Source organism: Bacillus sp. AR2-1 (assembly GCF_008368755.1).
GTDB classification, from domain to species: Bacteria; Bacillota; Bacilli; order Bacillales; family Bacillaceae_G; genus Bacillus_A; species Bacillus_A wiedmannii.
This window is the reverse complement of the sequence record NZ_QORY01000014.1, coordinates 81,594-97,606: the sequence shown is the minus strand read 5'-3', so window position 1 is coordinate 97,606 and position 16,013 is coordinate 81,594. Positions and strand designations below refer to the sequence as shown.

13 protein-coding genes are annotated in these 16,013 nt (G+C 33.9%); 1 reads left to right on the top strand and 12 read right to left on the bottom strand.

From position 1 onward, the window contains the following. Positions 1-87 precede the first annotated feature (87 nt). Positions 88-1,443, bottom strand: coding sequence for a hemolysin family protein (locus DT250_RS16480; RefSeq protein ID WP_002108356.1), 1,356 nt, complete (start codon positions 1,441-1,443; stop codon positions 88-90). 353 nt (positions 1,444-1,796) lie between these two features. Between DT250_RS16480 and racA the strand changes: the two genes are divergently transcribed. Next, positions 1,797-2,339 carry a chromosome-anchoring protein RacA gene (gene racA / locus DT250_RS16475; protein WP_088063272.1) on the top strand — a complete coding sequence of 181 codons (543 nt, stop codon included), beginning with the start codon at positions 1,797-1,799 and terminating at the stop codon, positions 2,337-2,339. Between the two features lie 96 nt (positions 2,340-2,435). Here racA and DT250_RS16470 read toward each other — a convergent pair whose 3' ends face one another. The 11 genes from DT250_RS16470 to DT250_RS16420 form a co-directional block, all read right to left on the bottom strand. After that, the gene (locus tag DT250_RS16470) at positions 2,436-3,032 is read right to left on the bottom strand and encodes a hypothetical protein (RefSeq protein WP_149213353.1); all 597 of its coding nucleotides are present in this window, start codon (positions 3,030-3,032) and stop codon (positions 2,436-2,438) included. A 274-nt stretch (positions 3,033-3,306) separates the two neighbouring features. Continuing rightward, positions 3,307-5,157, bottom strand: coding sequence for a hypothetical protein (locus tag DT250_RS16465; RefSeq protein WP_149213352.1), 1,851 nt, complete (start codon positions 5,155-5,157; stop codon positions 3,307-3,309). Continuing rightward, positions 5,147-6,967 carry an AAA family ATPase gene (locus DT250_RS16460; protein ID WP_149213351.1) on the bottom strand — a complete coding sequence of 607 codons (1,821 nt, stop codon included), beginning with the start codon at positions 6,965-6,967 and terminating at the stop codon, positions 5,147-5,149. The genes DT250_RS16465 and DT250_RS16460 overlap by 11 nt, the downstream gene beginning before the upstream one ends. A 106-nt stretch (positions 6,968-7,073) precedes the next feature. Then, complete coding sequence (locus DT250_RS16455) at positions 7,074-7,334, bottom strand: hypothetical protein (RefSeq protein ID WP_000391452.1); 261 nt, start codon at positions 7,332-7,334, stop codon at positions 7,074-7,076. A gap of 75 nt (positions 7,335-7,409) precedes the next feature. Continuing rightward, positions 7,410-8,837, bottom strand: coding sequence for a basic amino acid/polyamine antiporter (locus DT250_RS16450; protein WP_088063270.1), 1,428 nt, complete (start codon positions 8,835-8,837; stop codon positions 7,410-7,412). A gap of 213 nt (positions 8,838-9,050) precedes the next feature. After that, positions 9,051-10,562 (bottom strand): ABC transporter permease/substrate-binding protein, encoded by a 1,512-nt coding sequence (locus DT250_RS16445; RefSeq protein WP_000129146.1) that lies wholly within the window; start codon positions 10,560-10,562, stop codon positions 9,051-9,053. A 3-nt stretch (positions 10,563-10,565) separates the two neighbouring features. Next, complete coding sequence (locus tag DT250_RS16440; RefSeq protein ID WP_106383195.1) at positions 10,566-11,513, bottom strand: ABC transporter ATP-binding protein; 948 nt, start codon at positions 11,511-11,513, stop codon at positions 10,566-10,568. Positions 11,514-11,613: 100 nt separating this feature from the next. Next, the gene (locus tag DT250_RS16435; RefSeq protein WP_149213350.1) at positions 11,614-12,171 is read right to left on the bottom strand and encodes a YdcF family protein; all 558 of its coding nucleotides are present in this window, start codon (positions 12,169-12,171) and stop codon (positions 11,614-11,616) included. 158 nt (positions 12,172-12,329) lie between these two features. Then, entirely contained in the window at positions 12,330-13,460 is a 1,131-nt protein-coding gene (locus DT250_RS16430; protein ID WP_149213349.1) for an RNA-guided endonuclease InsQ/TnpB family protein, read from the bottom strand. 723 nt (positions 13,461-14,183) lie between these two features. Beyond that, complete coding sequence (locus tag DT250_RS16425; protein WP_088609149.1) at positions 14,184-15,413, bottom strand: MFS transporter; 1,230 nt, start codon at positions 15,411-15,413, stop codon at positions 14,184-14,186. Position 15,414: 1 nt separating this feature from the next. Beyond that, positions 15,415-15,951 (bottom strand): NADPH-dependent FMN reductase, encoded by a 537-nt coding sequence (locus tag DT250_RS16420; protein WP_046955699.1) that lies wholly within the window; start codon positions 15,949-15,951, stop codon positions 15,415-15,417. Positions 15,952-16,013: the final 62 nt, after the last annotated feature.

Sequence of the window (16,013 nt, the reverse complement as noted above, 5' to 3'; positions counted from 1 at the left end):
GTGAAAGGTCTGGCTTATGCCATTGTATCATAGCCCTTATTCTGCCAAAAATATTATGCTCAAAAAAACCCTGCCATATAGCAGAGTCTACGAACTAATTTGTTCTTGAAATGGAATTTGTTTTTCATCTTCTAAAATAACAATTGATTCTACAGTTTTTGTAACTTCTAATCTCTTTATATAGTGTCCATCTAATTCTTTTACACAAAACTTATAATTTTCAATTTCAATGAAATCCTCTTCAGCAATTTCTATATTCTTCGTTAAAATCCAACCACCGATTGTATCAACACCATTATCATCAATTGTTAAACCTAATAACGTATTCACTTCACTAACAAGTACTTTTCCCTCTAGTATTGTTTTCGTTTCACTAACTTGTTGAATTTCTGGCTGTTCATCCGTATCAAACTCATCTTGAATATCTCCCACTATTTCTTCTAAAATATCTTCAACTGTAACAAGTCCAGACGTACCACCATATTCATCTATCAATATAGCAATATGCGTTCTTTCTTTTTGCATTTTTAAAAATAAGTCGTGTATTGGGATAGAGTCGATAACTAAAATGATTGGCCTAATATATTGCTCTACTTTCTTATTACTTACTGCATTATGCTGCACAAAATCTGTGAAAATATCTTTAAAGTTTACAAAGCCTATTACGTGATCTTTGTCCCCATCTACAACTGGATATCTCGTATATTTTTCCCGAGACATTTTTTGCAAAGCTTCTTCAGCAGGCATTTCTTTACTTATAATATGCATCTCAGTTCGGGGGACCATTATTTCTTTCGCTATACGATCATCAAATTCAAAAATTTTATTTACATATTTATATTCAGATTGATTAATCTCTCCATTTTTGTAACTTTCTGAAACTAACAACCGTAATTCTTCTTCTGAATGAACCTCATCATGCCCTTTCGGTGGTTTCAGCCCTAACAACTTCGTAATAATTCGAGCTGATCCATTTAGGATCCAAATAAATGGAAACGCCATACGATAAAAGAAAATTAACGGTTTAGCAACAAACAAACTCACTTGTTCAGCTTTTTGAATCGCGAATGTTTTTGGGGCCAATTCCCCTATTACAACATGTAAAAATGTAATAAACAAAAACACTAAAATTACAGCAAAAATGTCTGCTAGTTGAGTAGAAATGTTCAAATTTACAAAAAGCGTGTCAAACATTTGCTTTAACGCCGGTTTACCAAACCACCCAATCCCCAGAGCTGTAACTGTTATTCCTAGCTGACAAGCAGATAAATATTCGTCTAAGTTTGTAATGACTGTTTTGACAGATGTTGCGCGATTATTTCCTTCTGCAATTAAATAGTCAATTCGTGAACTTCGCACTTTAACAATTGCAAATTCTGCTGCGACGAAAAATGCCGTTAAGGCAATTAAAACAATCACTATACTTATACTATATATGTCCAAATACTTCTCCTTACTTACATTGTAAGCAAGGAAGCCACCTCCTACTTAATTTTATTCAAGTGAAGTAAGCATTCTAATACTCTAACAAAATTCTACATTAGCAACCACCTTTTTATATATTATATGCATACATAAAAAAGATATTTATCATTATGATAATCTAATTCATTTCCCTTAGTCAAATAGTTCTAAATCTTAAGATAAAATATTTTATATAAACGATATATTCTTCACAGGTTCATTTCGTGAAAAAACACTTTCTTTGCCGATTCCACACTTCTTTTGTCACACTAGAAGGGAACTTCCTTCATAGATCGAAATCATTCAACAGGATATATATAGGAGGGATTATTTTGGAATATAAAACACCATTTATCGCAAAAAAATTAGGTGTTAGCCCAAAGGCTGTTGTCCGGATTGCACAACAATTAAATCTTACGATAGAAAAAAATAAATATGGTCACTTTATTTTCACACAAGAAGATTTAGATCAAATGTTAGAATTCCATCTTTCACAAATAGAGCAGTCTCAAAACTCTCACCCTACTCAAAAAACATCATCAAATGATGTTGAAGAATTAAAAACTCAAGTAAATACAATCGTTCAAAACAAATCATCACATGAATTTGAGCAATTAGCAGCTCAATTAAACACTATTACGAGAAGGCTAGATCGAATGGAAGAACAAATGCAAGATAAGGCAAATGATGTTGTTACGTACCAACTTTTACAACATCGCCGTGAAATGGAGGAAATGTTAGAGCGAATTCAAAAGCTAGAAGCTTCCCTCAAGAAAGAAGAACCAATATATATTACTCCCGATTCAAAACCAACATATGAACGAGAAAAGAAGCCGAAGCGCCGCAAAATGATTTTTAGTATATTTGGATTATAATTTTTAGACCCTTATTAAAATAATAAGGGTCTTTTTTCATGAAGAATGACTTCATATTAAAATAGTATTCTCTTTATTATATATATTCATTTCGCCTTATTTTGTTAACATAATATTCTTACTGTATTCTGCGATTAATGCCTGTGCATGAGCATTCCCTTGAATCACATCTCGAAATTCTTTTAAAGAATACAAATGCGTAGCCCCTTTTCGGGCATGAATTCGCACTGGTACACCTTGTAAAGTATCATGAAACTGAAATGGCTTATCTACCGGTTCAATTGGGAAACCGAGTGTTAATAAATACATATACATTCTTTTTGTCACTGCTGCAATATACCATTCTGCTTTCGTTTCTAATGCATGCATTAATAAAATAGCTGTTAGTCTTTTGAAGTGTCCTCTCCCACGAGACGTTTTCGCAATACTCAACTTGCCTATTTCATACACATTTTTTAAATCTTTCACTAAATCATTTTTAGAAAACGGATAGAAAAACTCAGAATTCGATTGCTCTGGTTCCGTATACTTAATACATTCTACTGTACCAATATGATGTTCATCTTCTATTAATAAAAATCGTGATGGATTTAAATTACGTTCTACGAACATTAAGTTTCTTTCTTCACAAAAATCTCCCCATAGTTGCTCGAACCAAAAATGTTCTTCTTTTGTTTGAACACGCTGGAACATATTTACCCGCCTTTCCCATCGCCGCTCTGTTTTTGATAACGCTTTCACTATCTATCATATAAGAACAAATCTTCGTATGCAACTAAAAATATTTATGACTTATTATATTCTGCAAAACGAATTAAATTCCATCTTAATCGTCTTTTATCCCTCATGTACCGTTCTTCTAACAATATATTTATATTACTTTCAAATTCAAATCGTATAAAGCTGTCTTCCATACAGCATATATTTCTTCTTAAGCTAAAAAAATCCTTTATAAAAAAGGATTTTTTTACTTCTTCATGCTTTTTAACCACTTCTCAAAAATTTGTACCATTCCATGTTTTCCGGCTAATTTCTCTTCCCCTTGTTTCGTTTTATATGGATATAATTGCAAGAACACACCACATCCAGACTCAATTTTTTTACTATGCATATGACTTCCTGGATATACACAAATAACTTCATAAATGGCCCTTCGATAATAGACTCTCTTTCCATCCTGTTCTTCTACATATTTTATAGACCAGTACTTATACATTTGCTCAGTTGCCTTCGTATTTCCAACGTGCTGAAAAATGTTGTACATTGGGCTATACTTCACTTCAATAATAATAGAAGATTGATATACGTATTTTCCTTCTTCCTTTACATAACAGTCTAAGCGAATGTCTGGCTTCTTCGTATCTTCTCCATTATAAAAATTACTCCCTTTACTTAATGCAATAAGGGGATGAGTTTCAATTAAATCATTAAATGCGACATGTACTCTAATATCATCTCGGTGTAAAACTACTGTCGTTCCATCCTGTAATCCATCTACATAAAAATGTTCTTGAATTTGTTCACGAATGGAATTTCTAGCCTCAAAACCAATTTGCTCTAACATGGAAATAACGATAAAAAAAGCGTAATATTCATACACTAAAAATGTTGGTTTATAAACAAATAATAAAGATGGAGATTGTTCTGTATATTGTGGAAGTACATCTAAATGCTGTAGTAGTTGTTGATGTGGTATCGGTAAATCATGTGAGTACATGTTACCTGTTTCGGAAACTTCTCTCCAAAATAGAGAATGCATTAAAGTTTGAAAGTATTGTACACTTTCATGTACAAAGTGCGCTAATATTTTATATTCTTGTATCTTCATAGAGCTTTTTCGCAAATCCGCCTCTTTTAGTAAATGAATATTTTTATATTTTTGTTTCTCTCTATCGGTCACTGATCCATTACGCTCAATTGTTTCTATAATCGTTTTTACAGCTTGAAATTCTTCTGATTTCTTCCTTTTTGCTCTTTCTAATATTTCAATTGTTTGTCGCAAAAAACTTTCAGCTTCAAGTAAATAGAAATAAAATTGCATCGCTTTAAATTTAAGAAATGCATTTTCCTTACTATTTTTTTGTTCTATAAACTTACGATTATAATATTTTGCATACGGTTTTCTTTCCGCCACTATGGCTCCTTTTCTCGTTGCTTTCCGCTCTTTTTCTTCCCATTTATATTCATGTATAAATTTTGAACTCGATTCTATTTTCTTAAAAATTTGCTTTATCTTTTTCATTTTTTGCGGCAACTTTCTAAGTAACACTAAATAAGAAGAATCTTCAATATCACTAAGTGCAGAGAAAGTCTTTTTATAATAACCTCTATCTAAAATCAACTCATTCAAAATTGACTTTACATAGTTTTGAATCATTTCAAATTGATCATCAAAAAAATTTTTGGGAACGATTTGAAATGCGCCATAATACGTTCTATCTTCTATATTCACTTCAAAATGATATAATCCACAACGCCATGGATAAAAGAATTCCGTTTTTCCATGTTCATATATTAATACCTTTTGTTTTTTTTCATTTATTTCATATTTTGACTCTTTTATATTTTTCTGTCCCTCATATACTTTATTCCATATAAAAGTAATATTCATTGGACTTTCATAATGGTAATGCAATCTAATTGGTTTTAATTCTTGTACTTTATAAATACATTGAACTAATGCTGTAGTAGATGTACAAAGACGATTTAATAAAATATATTCCCCCTTTGCCTCAGTTCCAATGATTAACTTTAATACAAAAGGGAGTGTTTCTTTCGTATCAACGATTTCTGTTTCATATCGCCCTTCATTTTGCATAGCCATACAGCTCCAGTTCTCTACGCTTTTCTCTTATATATGCTAAAGAGTGTTCAAATGTAGATACTCTGTTTGCAAGTGGCGATTGCAAAAGAGGTAGTAATGTCGCCCCCCTTTTTACGTCTTCAGAAAGTAAAGACCCAACCATCATTTCAGTACCTCTTATTTTCGTCAATACACGTTGCTTGATTTGTAAATCAAATCCCTCTTCTCTACTGATCATATAGGAATGATTATTTTGGAACGGTATATTTTGCAAGTAAGTAGCGATTGCGTTTGCACATCGAAATGAAATTCCCTTTGACATATCATGTGATGACAATACAACATGTAACTTATCTAATAGTTCTAACTCTTCTTCAGAAAACACCTCAATCATCGCTTTATTCCTGACCCAGCTTATACGAAATTCTCCTGCAGTTACTTTCAGAGGTGGTTGTAATACAATTTTCTCTTGTTCCATACACATCTCACAAAACGGAATCTTTTGTAACGTTATTAAATTCGTCCGATCTAATAATCGATCTGAGAGTTCTTTCGTTGTTTCATCAAAATTTACTGTACCTACAAATATAATATTTTCACCAATTTCAATTGTTGATGGAATTGGATTTTCTTTTTCTTGTACACCTTCATACAAATTTAGAATACGGTTTTGCTTTTCAAGTTGAAGAACAGATAGAAATGGAGTAAACCAATGCTCAATATGTGACATATTCATTTCATCAAAAACGATTATATATAGTTGATTTTGATTTTCTTTTGCCTTCATTAACGCCCTAACTAATTTTGTTTCACTTTCAATAAAAGTACCATTTGGGTGAAGGTAACCAAGTAAATCATGTGGTTCTTGATACGATGGTGAAATCGGAATCCAAACCAATTCTTCCCCATACTGTAATCCAAGTGCTTCTGCATAAGCTTGCACAAATCGGGATTTCCCAGCGCCTGGTATACCACCTAGAATCGTCAACATATTTGTTTTCGCACTTATATGGAAATTATAAATGTCCGTTTCATCCAAATATAGCCCTTTATTACGTACAAAACTTTTTACATACTGTAAAAAGACGGATTCACGCTCATCCCATTCCCATTCATCCTTGTGCACTTTTATTTCCTCTACTTCTACATGCTTACCTTCTTCAGTCATTCGTTTTTTTAATTGCTCATACATGTGATTGCTTACAAAATACAATTGATCTTCTACCACTATTTCCACATACTTCATCCAGTCATTTAAGTCTATATACTTACATTCCCGCTGCTGTTCAAAATATGCGATTGAACTAATTGATGATGACTTTAAAGATATATTTCCATATAACCTTCCATCGTGCCACAATAATTCGGGAGGCTCAAAGTCTTTCGGATATTTTGGCATTAGAAATGACAAATAGCCATTTCCAAGTTTTCTTTCTAAAGACTCTCCTTTTTTGTATTCGGAAACTTTAGGTACTGGAATCATTTTATAGCCATTGGCCATTTCTCGTGGTTCTTCTGCACAAATTAACTCCACGTATATATGTCCTCTTTCATAATAGAGACGAAACATAACCAATTGCTTTTCTAATTTTCTTTTCTTTAATTCCGAAAAGACTTTTTCATTCTTTTTATTGCTACATAAACCTTCAAATACGTATGGTTCATTTTTTAATTGCTCTTGTAACGTGAATGGTATTGGCGATAGGCATTGTACAAAGAAGTTCTCTCCATTCTTCTCTCTCTCTGCTTTTGTAAACTTTCCGATAAACCTCATATAGTACATTCTTTTTATAAAACTTGGCTGAAGAGCTTTATGTAATCTCACCTTCGTCACCTTCTTTTTTTCATACTATTCTTAGTGTATGAAAGAAACGAAAAACTAGAAACAAAAAACCTGACGTTATCCGCCAGGTTCAAAATTAAAACGTATATTAATGAGATGGAAATGCTTTTTTCTCTTGTAAAATGGCATTATGAGCAATTTTCATTTTAGCAAGTACATATCGTAATCGATCTTCAGCGTTTTCATCTGTATTTTGCTGTAATTCCGCCAAATTTTCTACAGCACTCGCTAAATTTTCAATCACTCCTCGTAGTTCAGGATGATGATTAAAAAAGGATTCTTGCACTAATACTTTCCTTACTTCACTCGCTAAATCAACAATTCTGGTTAACTGTTCTTTTTCTTCCATTTTCATCCCTCCTGAATATCTTATGTATTAAATATTCTCTAGACAAAGAAAAAAGCCCTTTATTTAAAAGGACTTTTACATTTTTATATTTCCAGTTAATAACATATAAAGTGATGTGATAGCTGCGATAACAATTGCCCACATTACATATCTCTCAATACCTTTAAAACAACGATTTCCTTTTTCTTTTCTTGCATACATGTAAACAATAATCCCAATTCCATACACGATTGAAACAAGTAATAAATTTTTCAAACCTGCTGCATATAGAAGCCATACAGAATAAGTAGAAGCAATTAAAGCTAACGAGCCGTTTTTTACTTTTGCATCTTTTAGTTCGTTTGTAATAACTAATTTAAATTGGAATAACGCTGATAATAAATATGGTACTAAAATTGATGTTGAAGCAATAAAATACATAATTTGATATGTTGATTCTGAAAACAGAACGATTATAAATATAATTTGGGCAACACCATTTGAGATCCATAATGCCATATGTGGCGTTTGTTTTTTATTTGTTTTCGTAAAGACTTTCGGAAACACGCCATCTTTTCCTGCTACGTGGGAAATTTCAGAAACAAGTAAAAACCAGCCTATTAATGTACCTACTAGTGAAGCAACTAACCCAATGTTAATCGCAACGGCGCCCCATGTCCCAACAACATGTTCTAATACATGTCCCATTGACGGGGTTTCTAACACGGAAAGCTCTCCTCTTGTCATCGCTCCCATAGACAAGACAGAAATTAAAATATAAATAGACATTACTAAAATAAGTCCAAGTACTGTCGCTTTACCAACATCTCGGCTATTTTTCGCTCTACCAGATAATACAACCGCTCCTTCAACCCCGATGAAAACCCAAAGAGTTACAAGCATTGTATTTTTCACCTGACCAAGTATAGAGGAAATTGATATAGTTCCTTCTCCCCAAAAATCATGTGTAAATGTATCCCAGCGAAACGCCGTTACCATTACAACAATAAATAATACGATTGGAACTAATTTCCCTATCGTTGCAATAACATTCATAATAGATGCTTCACGAATTCCAAATAAAATTAGAAAATGAAGTGTCCATAATAAAAGTGATGCACCAACGATAGACGCAACATTATTTCCACCTTTAAAAATGGGGAAGAAATAACCTAATGTACTAAACAGTAACATGATTGTTGCAACGTTTCCTAAAATTCCTGCTAGCCAATATCCCCAAGCACTGTTAAATCCGATATATTCTCCGAAACCAGCACGTGCATAACTATAAATTCCGCCCTCAAGCTCCGGTTTTTGTCTTGCTAACGTTTGATATACGAGCGCGAGTGGAATCATTCCCATCGCTGTAATACACCAACCAATTATTATAGAGCCGCTATTTGCTCCTACTGCTAAATCATGCGGTAAACTAAAAACACCGCCACCAACCATCGTTCCGACTACTAATGCAATTAATGGAAAAAAACCTAACTTCTTTTCTATTTGTACCACCCCATCTGTCATTCTAGGTGTTATGTTCGTTCAACTATTAAAGTCACCTTTTTCTCTAATAGACGTTTCTCTTATATTTTTTCAGGAAAACATTACTTATTCTAAAAGAAAATGAAGAAAAATGGAATACTTTTTTGAAAAAATGTATAAGTATGCACAAAAAAACCGTTCATTTTGTAATGAACGGTCATTTCATACATATAAATTTGTATATTTCTTGTAAAATTAACGAAGTAAATTCTCTTTTTGTAAAAATTGTTTCGCAACTTCTTCACTACTTTTTCCATTCACATTTACTTCATAATTCATTTTTCGCATTTCTTCATCTGTAATCTTCCCAGATAATGTATTTAATACTTTTTCAAGTTCAGGATATTTCTGTAACGTCTCTTTTCTTAATAAAGGTGCACCTTGGTACGGTGGGAATAACCCTTTATCATCTTTTAGCACTTTCAGTCCATACTGCTCAAGTTCACTATCAGTTGAATATGCATCGATTACGTTAACATCCCCTGATTGAATTGCGCTATAACGTAGTTTCGGTTCCATCGTTTTCACATTTAAAAACTTATAGTTATATAATTTTTGCATTCCTTTATAACCGTCTTCACGATCAGCAAATTCTAATGTGAATCCTACTTTAGCATCCTGTGCCATTTTTCCTAAATCAGAAATTGTATTTATATTATTTTGATCTGCTATTTTTTTCGGCATAGCTAGTGCATATGTATTGTTATACTCCATCGGCTTCAACATAACCATATTATATTTCTTTTCCATTCCAATGCGAGCCTGCTCATATACTTCATCCCGATTTGTGCTTTTTGGCTCTTCTTTCACAAAAGTAGATAAAGCTGTTCCCGAAAACTCAGGGTATATATCTACTTCTCCTGATTTCAATGCTTCAAATACAAATGCTGTTTTTCCAAGACCTGGTTTTAATTCTACGTGTAAATCGGTATCCTGTTCAATAAGCTGCTTATACATTTGAATTAAAATTTCAGGTTCTGATCCAAGTTTTCCGGCAATAACAATATCTTTCTTTTGTGTGTTCCAAAGAAAGGGAGAAGCAATCATTATACAAGTAATACATATCGTCAATATAATACGCTTAGAAGAGCGTTTTGGACTCTCAAGCACTCGAAGTACTACATCAAAGAATAAAGCGAGTAACGCGGCTGGTACGGCCCCTAAAATGATAAGCGCATGATCATTTCGATCGATACCAAGTAATATGAGTTTTCCGAGCCCACCAGCACCTATAAGAGCTGCTAATGTAGCTGTTCCAACAATTAATACCATCGCCGTACGAATACCGGCCATAATAATTGGTAATGCAAGAGGAAGCTCTACCTTCCACAGTCTTCTCCAGCTATTCATCCCCATAGCTCTCGCTGCTTCGATTAAAGATTCATCTAACTCCCTTATTCCTGTATATGTGTTTCGTAAAATAGGTAATAGTGCATACACAACTAATGCAATAATGGCTGGGAGTTTTCCAATTCCTACTAACGGAATTAAAAGTCCGAGTAATGCAAGTGATGGCACTGTCTGCATAACCGCAGAAGTTCCTATTATAAATTCAGCCATTCGTTGTTTTCTCGTTAATAAAATGCCAAGTGGCACCGCAATAATTACTGCAAAAAATAGTGAAATAAGCGATATTTGTAAATGCTCACTTAATGCAGTTAGTAATTCTATTTTTCGCTCTTGGAACGTTTGTATAAAATCAGTCACTGTTTAGCCTCTTTCCTTCATTTGTTCAACAATGTAATTAACAATATGACGACTTGTTAAAGCTCCAACATATTGACCATTTTCTTCAACTGGAACGACTTCGTCAGCTCGTACACGAACTAATGCTTCTTGTAAAGAAGAATGCAATGATAATGCATCCCCTTCTACCCGTATACTTTCATCAAGTGGCAATATATCTTCTATACTTTTCCCCTCATACCAAGGTTGTCCACGATTTCCAATGAACTCTTCTACAAACTCATTTTTCGGATTATGTATAATACCTTCTGGTGTATCTAATTGAACTACTTTTCCTTCTTTCATAATACAAATACGATCTCCAAGTGATAATGCTTCTTGCATATCATGTGTTACGAATACAATTGTTTTTTGAATCTTCTTTTGCAATTGTACGATATCCTTCTGAAGCTGTTCCCTACTTAATGGATCTAACGCACTAAACGGTTCATCCATAAGAACGATTTTCGGGTTTGCGGCTAATGCTCTTACGACACCAACGCGCTGCTTTTGCCCTCCTGACAATTCATCAGGCATACGATCGCGATATACGTCTGGGTCTAGCCCGACCATCTGTAGCAACTCATCGACACGAGCTTTTATTTTTTCTTTGCTCCATTTTCTCATTTCAGGAACAACTGCAATATTTTCTGCAATTGTCATATGCGGAAACAAAGCGATTTGCTGCAATACGTATCCTATATTCCAACGCAATTCATTAATATTATATTGTTGAATATCTTTTCCATCGATTAAAATAGATCCTTCAGTCGTTTCAATTAAACGGTTAATCATTTTCATTGTCGTCGTTTTCCCGCAACCACTCGGACCAATGAGAACAAAAAATTCTCCCTTTTTAATTTCTAAATGCAATGAATCCACTGCTTTCATGCCATCTTCATACGCTTTTGACACATGATTAAATTGAATCACAAATACAACTCCTTTAATGTTGTTTCCTTTATTTTGATGGAATACGGCATTCATTTCAAATGATACGCTTTATAATTAAAAAAGAGCTCAAATTTGAGCTCTAACGGTCGAACAATATCGTTTTCATTATTGCAGCATATTCACGTACATACATTTTTTTCTTAGAGCGCATTGGTGTTTCAGCAGCTAGTGCCTCCATCTTCATGCCTAAACGCTTTGCAATTATTTTGGTCCTATACAAATGATACGCATTACTTACAACTACCGCATGTTTCACATCATATAAATCCATACTAAACTTTAAATTCTCATACGTATTTGTAGATTGATCTTCTATTAAAATACGACTCTCATCTATACCATGTACCATTAAATAGTTTCTCATACTATGAGCTTCCGGTATATCTTCATCTTCCCCTTGACCACCTGAAACAATTACTTTCGCTTCAGGATGGGAATGTAAATATTCTAACGCTACATCCAAACGGTTTTGAAGAGATAAAGACGGTCTATCTCCAAATAACTTTGCACCTAAAATAAGAACGTACGGAGAGTGATTACTCAATTTTTCACGAGCAACTTTCTTCATTCGAAACGTCATATAAAGAATGTACAGTGGTGGAAATAATAAGATTATAAGCAAGATCCATTTGTTCATAAATAAGTTTGCACTCCGATACGATAAACTTAACTAAATCTATACAATTCAATCAAATTTACACGAGTTAGTGCTTCATCGTGTTCTCGCAACCCCGAAGGGACGAGGGGTATAACACTCCACACGAGGCAGTATCGTTACCTCCTATTATCAAGCATTTATTTTACCCATCTTGATAAATTTATCGAAGCATTAAAATCTCTATCGTGGTGGCTATTGCACCCAACACAACACCACTCACGTATTTTTAAACTCCACTGTCCTTCTGGTTGAACTGAATGGTCGTATTTTACTCCGCAACATGAGCAAATCTTGCTTGAGGCGAACCATTTATCAGCTTTTACATACTCAATACCATACTTCTCGCACTTGTATGATAAACATTGAAAGAAGAAGTGTAATTTTTGAAATGAAAATGCTTTCGATAGTTTTTTGTTTTTTAACAGGTTTGAGATAGGTAAGTCTTCCACAACGATCCTCATTGGTTTGGTTTTCACCAATTTAGCTGTTGCTTGATGGATATGGTTAATTCGGATATTCGTAATTTTCCTAGATAACCGCAGGTGCTCAGTTTTAGCTTTTTCATATCCGGCAGATTGAATTTTTACACCTTTTTTAAATCTCCTAGACATATCTCTTTGTGCTAACTTTTTCCTTTTCAAAAGTTTTTTAACCTTGGCATCTTTGTTTATATTTCGTTCTTTCGTACCATTAGAAGCTACAAACAGCTCTTTTAAACCAACATCCACACCAATCGACTCATTGGTTAGTTCTTGTGATTCAAAGTTTTCTTGGAGCCCTACACTAATCCACCAGTGACGACCGTCAAATGTAACTCTTGGATTTGATGGCTTTTTGTTTCTTGGTAGTTGTTGGCTTGTTTTCACTTCTCCAATAGACTGAATATGAACTACTTTCTTTCCTATAATCAGTCTTTCATAATTGGCATAAAATCCTTGGATTAAATCTTTTTTGGATTTATAAGAAGTGTGAGAACCATTTTTGTACTTTTCGAACGAATTTTTCCTCGCCTTATCAAAATCTTTTGAAGCCTGTTTAGGAACTTGTGCGTTGATGTCATTTAACCACTCATATCTCTTTCGCTTCTTGATCTTTGTAAATCGTTTCTGTAAAGCTAACTGTGAAACAGATTTTCCAAATAGCTTATAATATCTATCACTCATTCTTTTACAATAGTTATAGGCGAATCTTGCAGCACCAGCATGGTTTCTAAGCACTTTTTCTTGTTCAGGCGTTGGAATCAGTCTAACTTTCTTCGCCAATATCATCAGAAGCCTACTCCTTTACTGTACGATTATTCGAGCACTCACCTTTCAGATAATAAAAGATTGATTCTTCTGAATAGTAGCATGTTCCATCAGCATTCTCCTAAGACTACTAGGATACAAACCTGTTAATTCCGATACTTGACTAACTCGTAAAAACTCCATTATTATTCTCACCTCATTGAATTTACCATAATGCATAGATTCGGTAGATTCAATGAGACTTGATAGATTTAATTAAATTTATCTCGTTCAACTAAGGGCGCAATTCCTTAGCCAGTTCTCTTATGAACTTCTCATGCTTTCACATGAGCGCAGACTATATGTTTATCTACTTAGAGATAGAGGATTTTTCCACCACCATAGGCTTGTAGTGTACTCTCGTCAGTTATACGAGATAGTCGTTGAACGTTCATCTTATCCATTTTGACTTAGATGATTCGAGGCGGAAGACCCATTGTTCTAGTGTTTAGGATTTAACCTTGCACGATCTGATTGATTTTTTCTGCTTTCGCGACATTCACGCTCGCTATTTCTAGCCACGTTGTAGTTCAATCAGCTTTAGGGATTGCCCGCAGTTAACCCTCACTACTAGCCAATCACTTGACTAGCAGGGCTTACTGATATGTTTAATTAACTTTCGTTATAATTGGTTAAATAAATCGTAACAGTTAATTACCCTTTCTTTTTATTATATAGAAAAAGAAAGGAAGGCAGAAGTATTTTTTAAACGATCGATTTATTAGAAACACTCGCTTCGAATTTACGTTTTGAGATTACATAGTTTATAGCAATTCCTAACGAAAGGATCAATATGAAACTTAGTAAATAAAACGGTACCATGACACCTACTTTAGATACACCAGCTGTAAACAGCATTAATAATACAATTCGTATTCCTGTACCAATTAATCGAAATAAGCTGTCTACACGTCCCATTACTTCATTTGGAATTTCCTCCATCATCAATACATTTCTTGCCACTCTTGTACCCGCATTTCCAATTGCATGAAAAATTGCAAGTCCATATAACAACATTACGGAAGGTTCAATAATCATTACGGTAATTGAAATTACATATATGAACATCGTCATGACGATTGAAACTTCTGTCTTTACATATTTCATCATAATTGGAATACTTATTCCCGCAAGAACCGCTCCGACACCGTACATCATACCTTCTATTGCGTATACAGAGGCACTGGCTTTTAATAGATCTGAGATATATACTGGGATTAAATAATTTGCCATCATGACACCGATAAACGGCATATAAGTCGCCAGTAAAAACCAAAAGAACTTCGGACGCTTTTGCATAAAGTGAATCCCTTCGAACAATTGCTTCTTAAATGTTACTTTTCTTTTTACTTCCTTTTTCTTTACATACGGTATACATAAGAAAAGGAAAAATGCTCCTGCAAAAGTTAACATATCTACTAACAAGATCCATTTTAAAGAAATGATTTCAATAAGGAAGCTAGCAGCCGCTCCTGAAATAACTTGAGTTAACTGTCCTTGTATTTCCATTGTTCCACTTAAATTTTTATAATGTTCTGCTTGAAATATCTCTTGGTTAAACGCAAATATTGTAGGATAAAATAATAAATAGTAAAATGACCCTGCTATATATATTAGAATATAGTGAATAGAATGATAAGGTTGCCCAGTAAATCCCCATATAGCCATCATTCCAATAACGACTATCCCAATACCTTCATTACATAATAATAAAGATTTTCTTGAAAAACGATCAATACTCTGCCCGATAAACGGTGTTAATAAAAACATAATAAGAGTTGCGATGATGGATACATAACCAAACGTTGTCTCTCCTCCATTCTCTTTAATTAACAACCACGGAATCGTTATCATAACAATGCCGGAACCAATAGCTGATAGACTATTGGCCCCTAGAATGAAATACAAGCGTGAATCTTTATACAGAGATGGCATATCACTCAACTCCTAGTTGTTTTTTCACCTCTTTATATACGCTCATATATGCTTTTAATTCTTTAACTAGATCATGAATTAACGGTTTTGCATCTTCTCCCAGTTCACCGTCTTGTACATGAAGTCCATCAAGCACAACTTGTTTTGGGATTGCATTTGCGTACACCCCTCTAGCAACAATACGCATATTGTTTAATGCGTTAATGCCACCTTTACCGCCTCCAGCAACTGCAAGTAATGCGACAGGTTTATGAACAAATTCACTACTGCTTAAGTAATCTAACGAATTTTTCAACGCTCCACTCATTGCATTATGATATTCAGGTGTACATAGTACTACACCGTCTGCAGTTTTCACTAATGCCTTTAATTTTTTTACCGCTTCTAATTCACGTTGTGATTCTTCCCCGTTATATAAAGGCAGTTCCTCTACTGATAAATCGTATAACTCCCCTTCAAATTGATCAGCAATATATTTTGCCACCACACGAGTTCTACCGAATTTTCTTGGCGTACCGTTAATAACGACTAGTTTCATAATTATTTCTCTCCTTTGTTTTTCAGTTATACTTATATATTATCAGAAATTTCTATACAAAG

Coding starts and splice junctions, on each gene's coding strand:
- DT250_RS16470 (WP_149213353.1), bottom strand. CDS start 3,032: ATGTTCCAGCGTGTTCAAACAAAAGAAGAACATTTTTGGTTCGAGCAA.
- DT250_RS16465 (WP_149213352.1), bottom strand. CDS start 5,157: ATGCAAAATGAAGGGCGATATGAAACAGAAATCGTTGATACGAAAGAA.
- DT250_RS16455 (WP_000391452.1), bottom strand. CDS start 7,334: ATGGAAGAAAAAGAACAGTTAACCAGAATTGTTGATTTAGCGAGTGAA.
- DT250_RS16450 (WP_088063270.1), bottom strand. CDS start 8,837: ATGACAGATGGGGTGGTACAAATAGAAAAGAAGTTAGGTTTTTTTCCA.
- DT250_RS16435 (WP_149213350.1), bottom strand. CDS start 12,171: ATGAACAAATGGATCTTGCTTATAATCTTATTATTTCCACCACTGTAC.
- DT250_RS16430 (WP_149213349.1), bottom strand. CDS start 13,460: ATGATATTGGCGAAGAAAGTTAGACTGATTCCAACGCCTGAACAAGAA.
- DT250_RS16425 (WP_088609149.1), bottom strand. CDS start 15,413: ATGCCATCTCTGTATAAAGATTCACGCTTGTATTTCATTCTAGGGGCC.
- DT250_RS16420 (WP_046955699.1), bottom strand. CDS start 15,951: ATGAAACTAGTCGTTATTAACGGTACGCCAAGAAAATTCGGTAGAACT.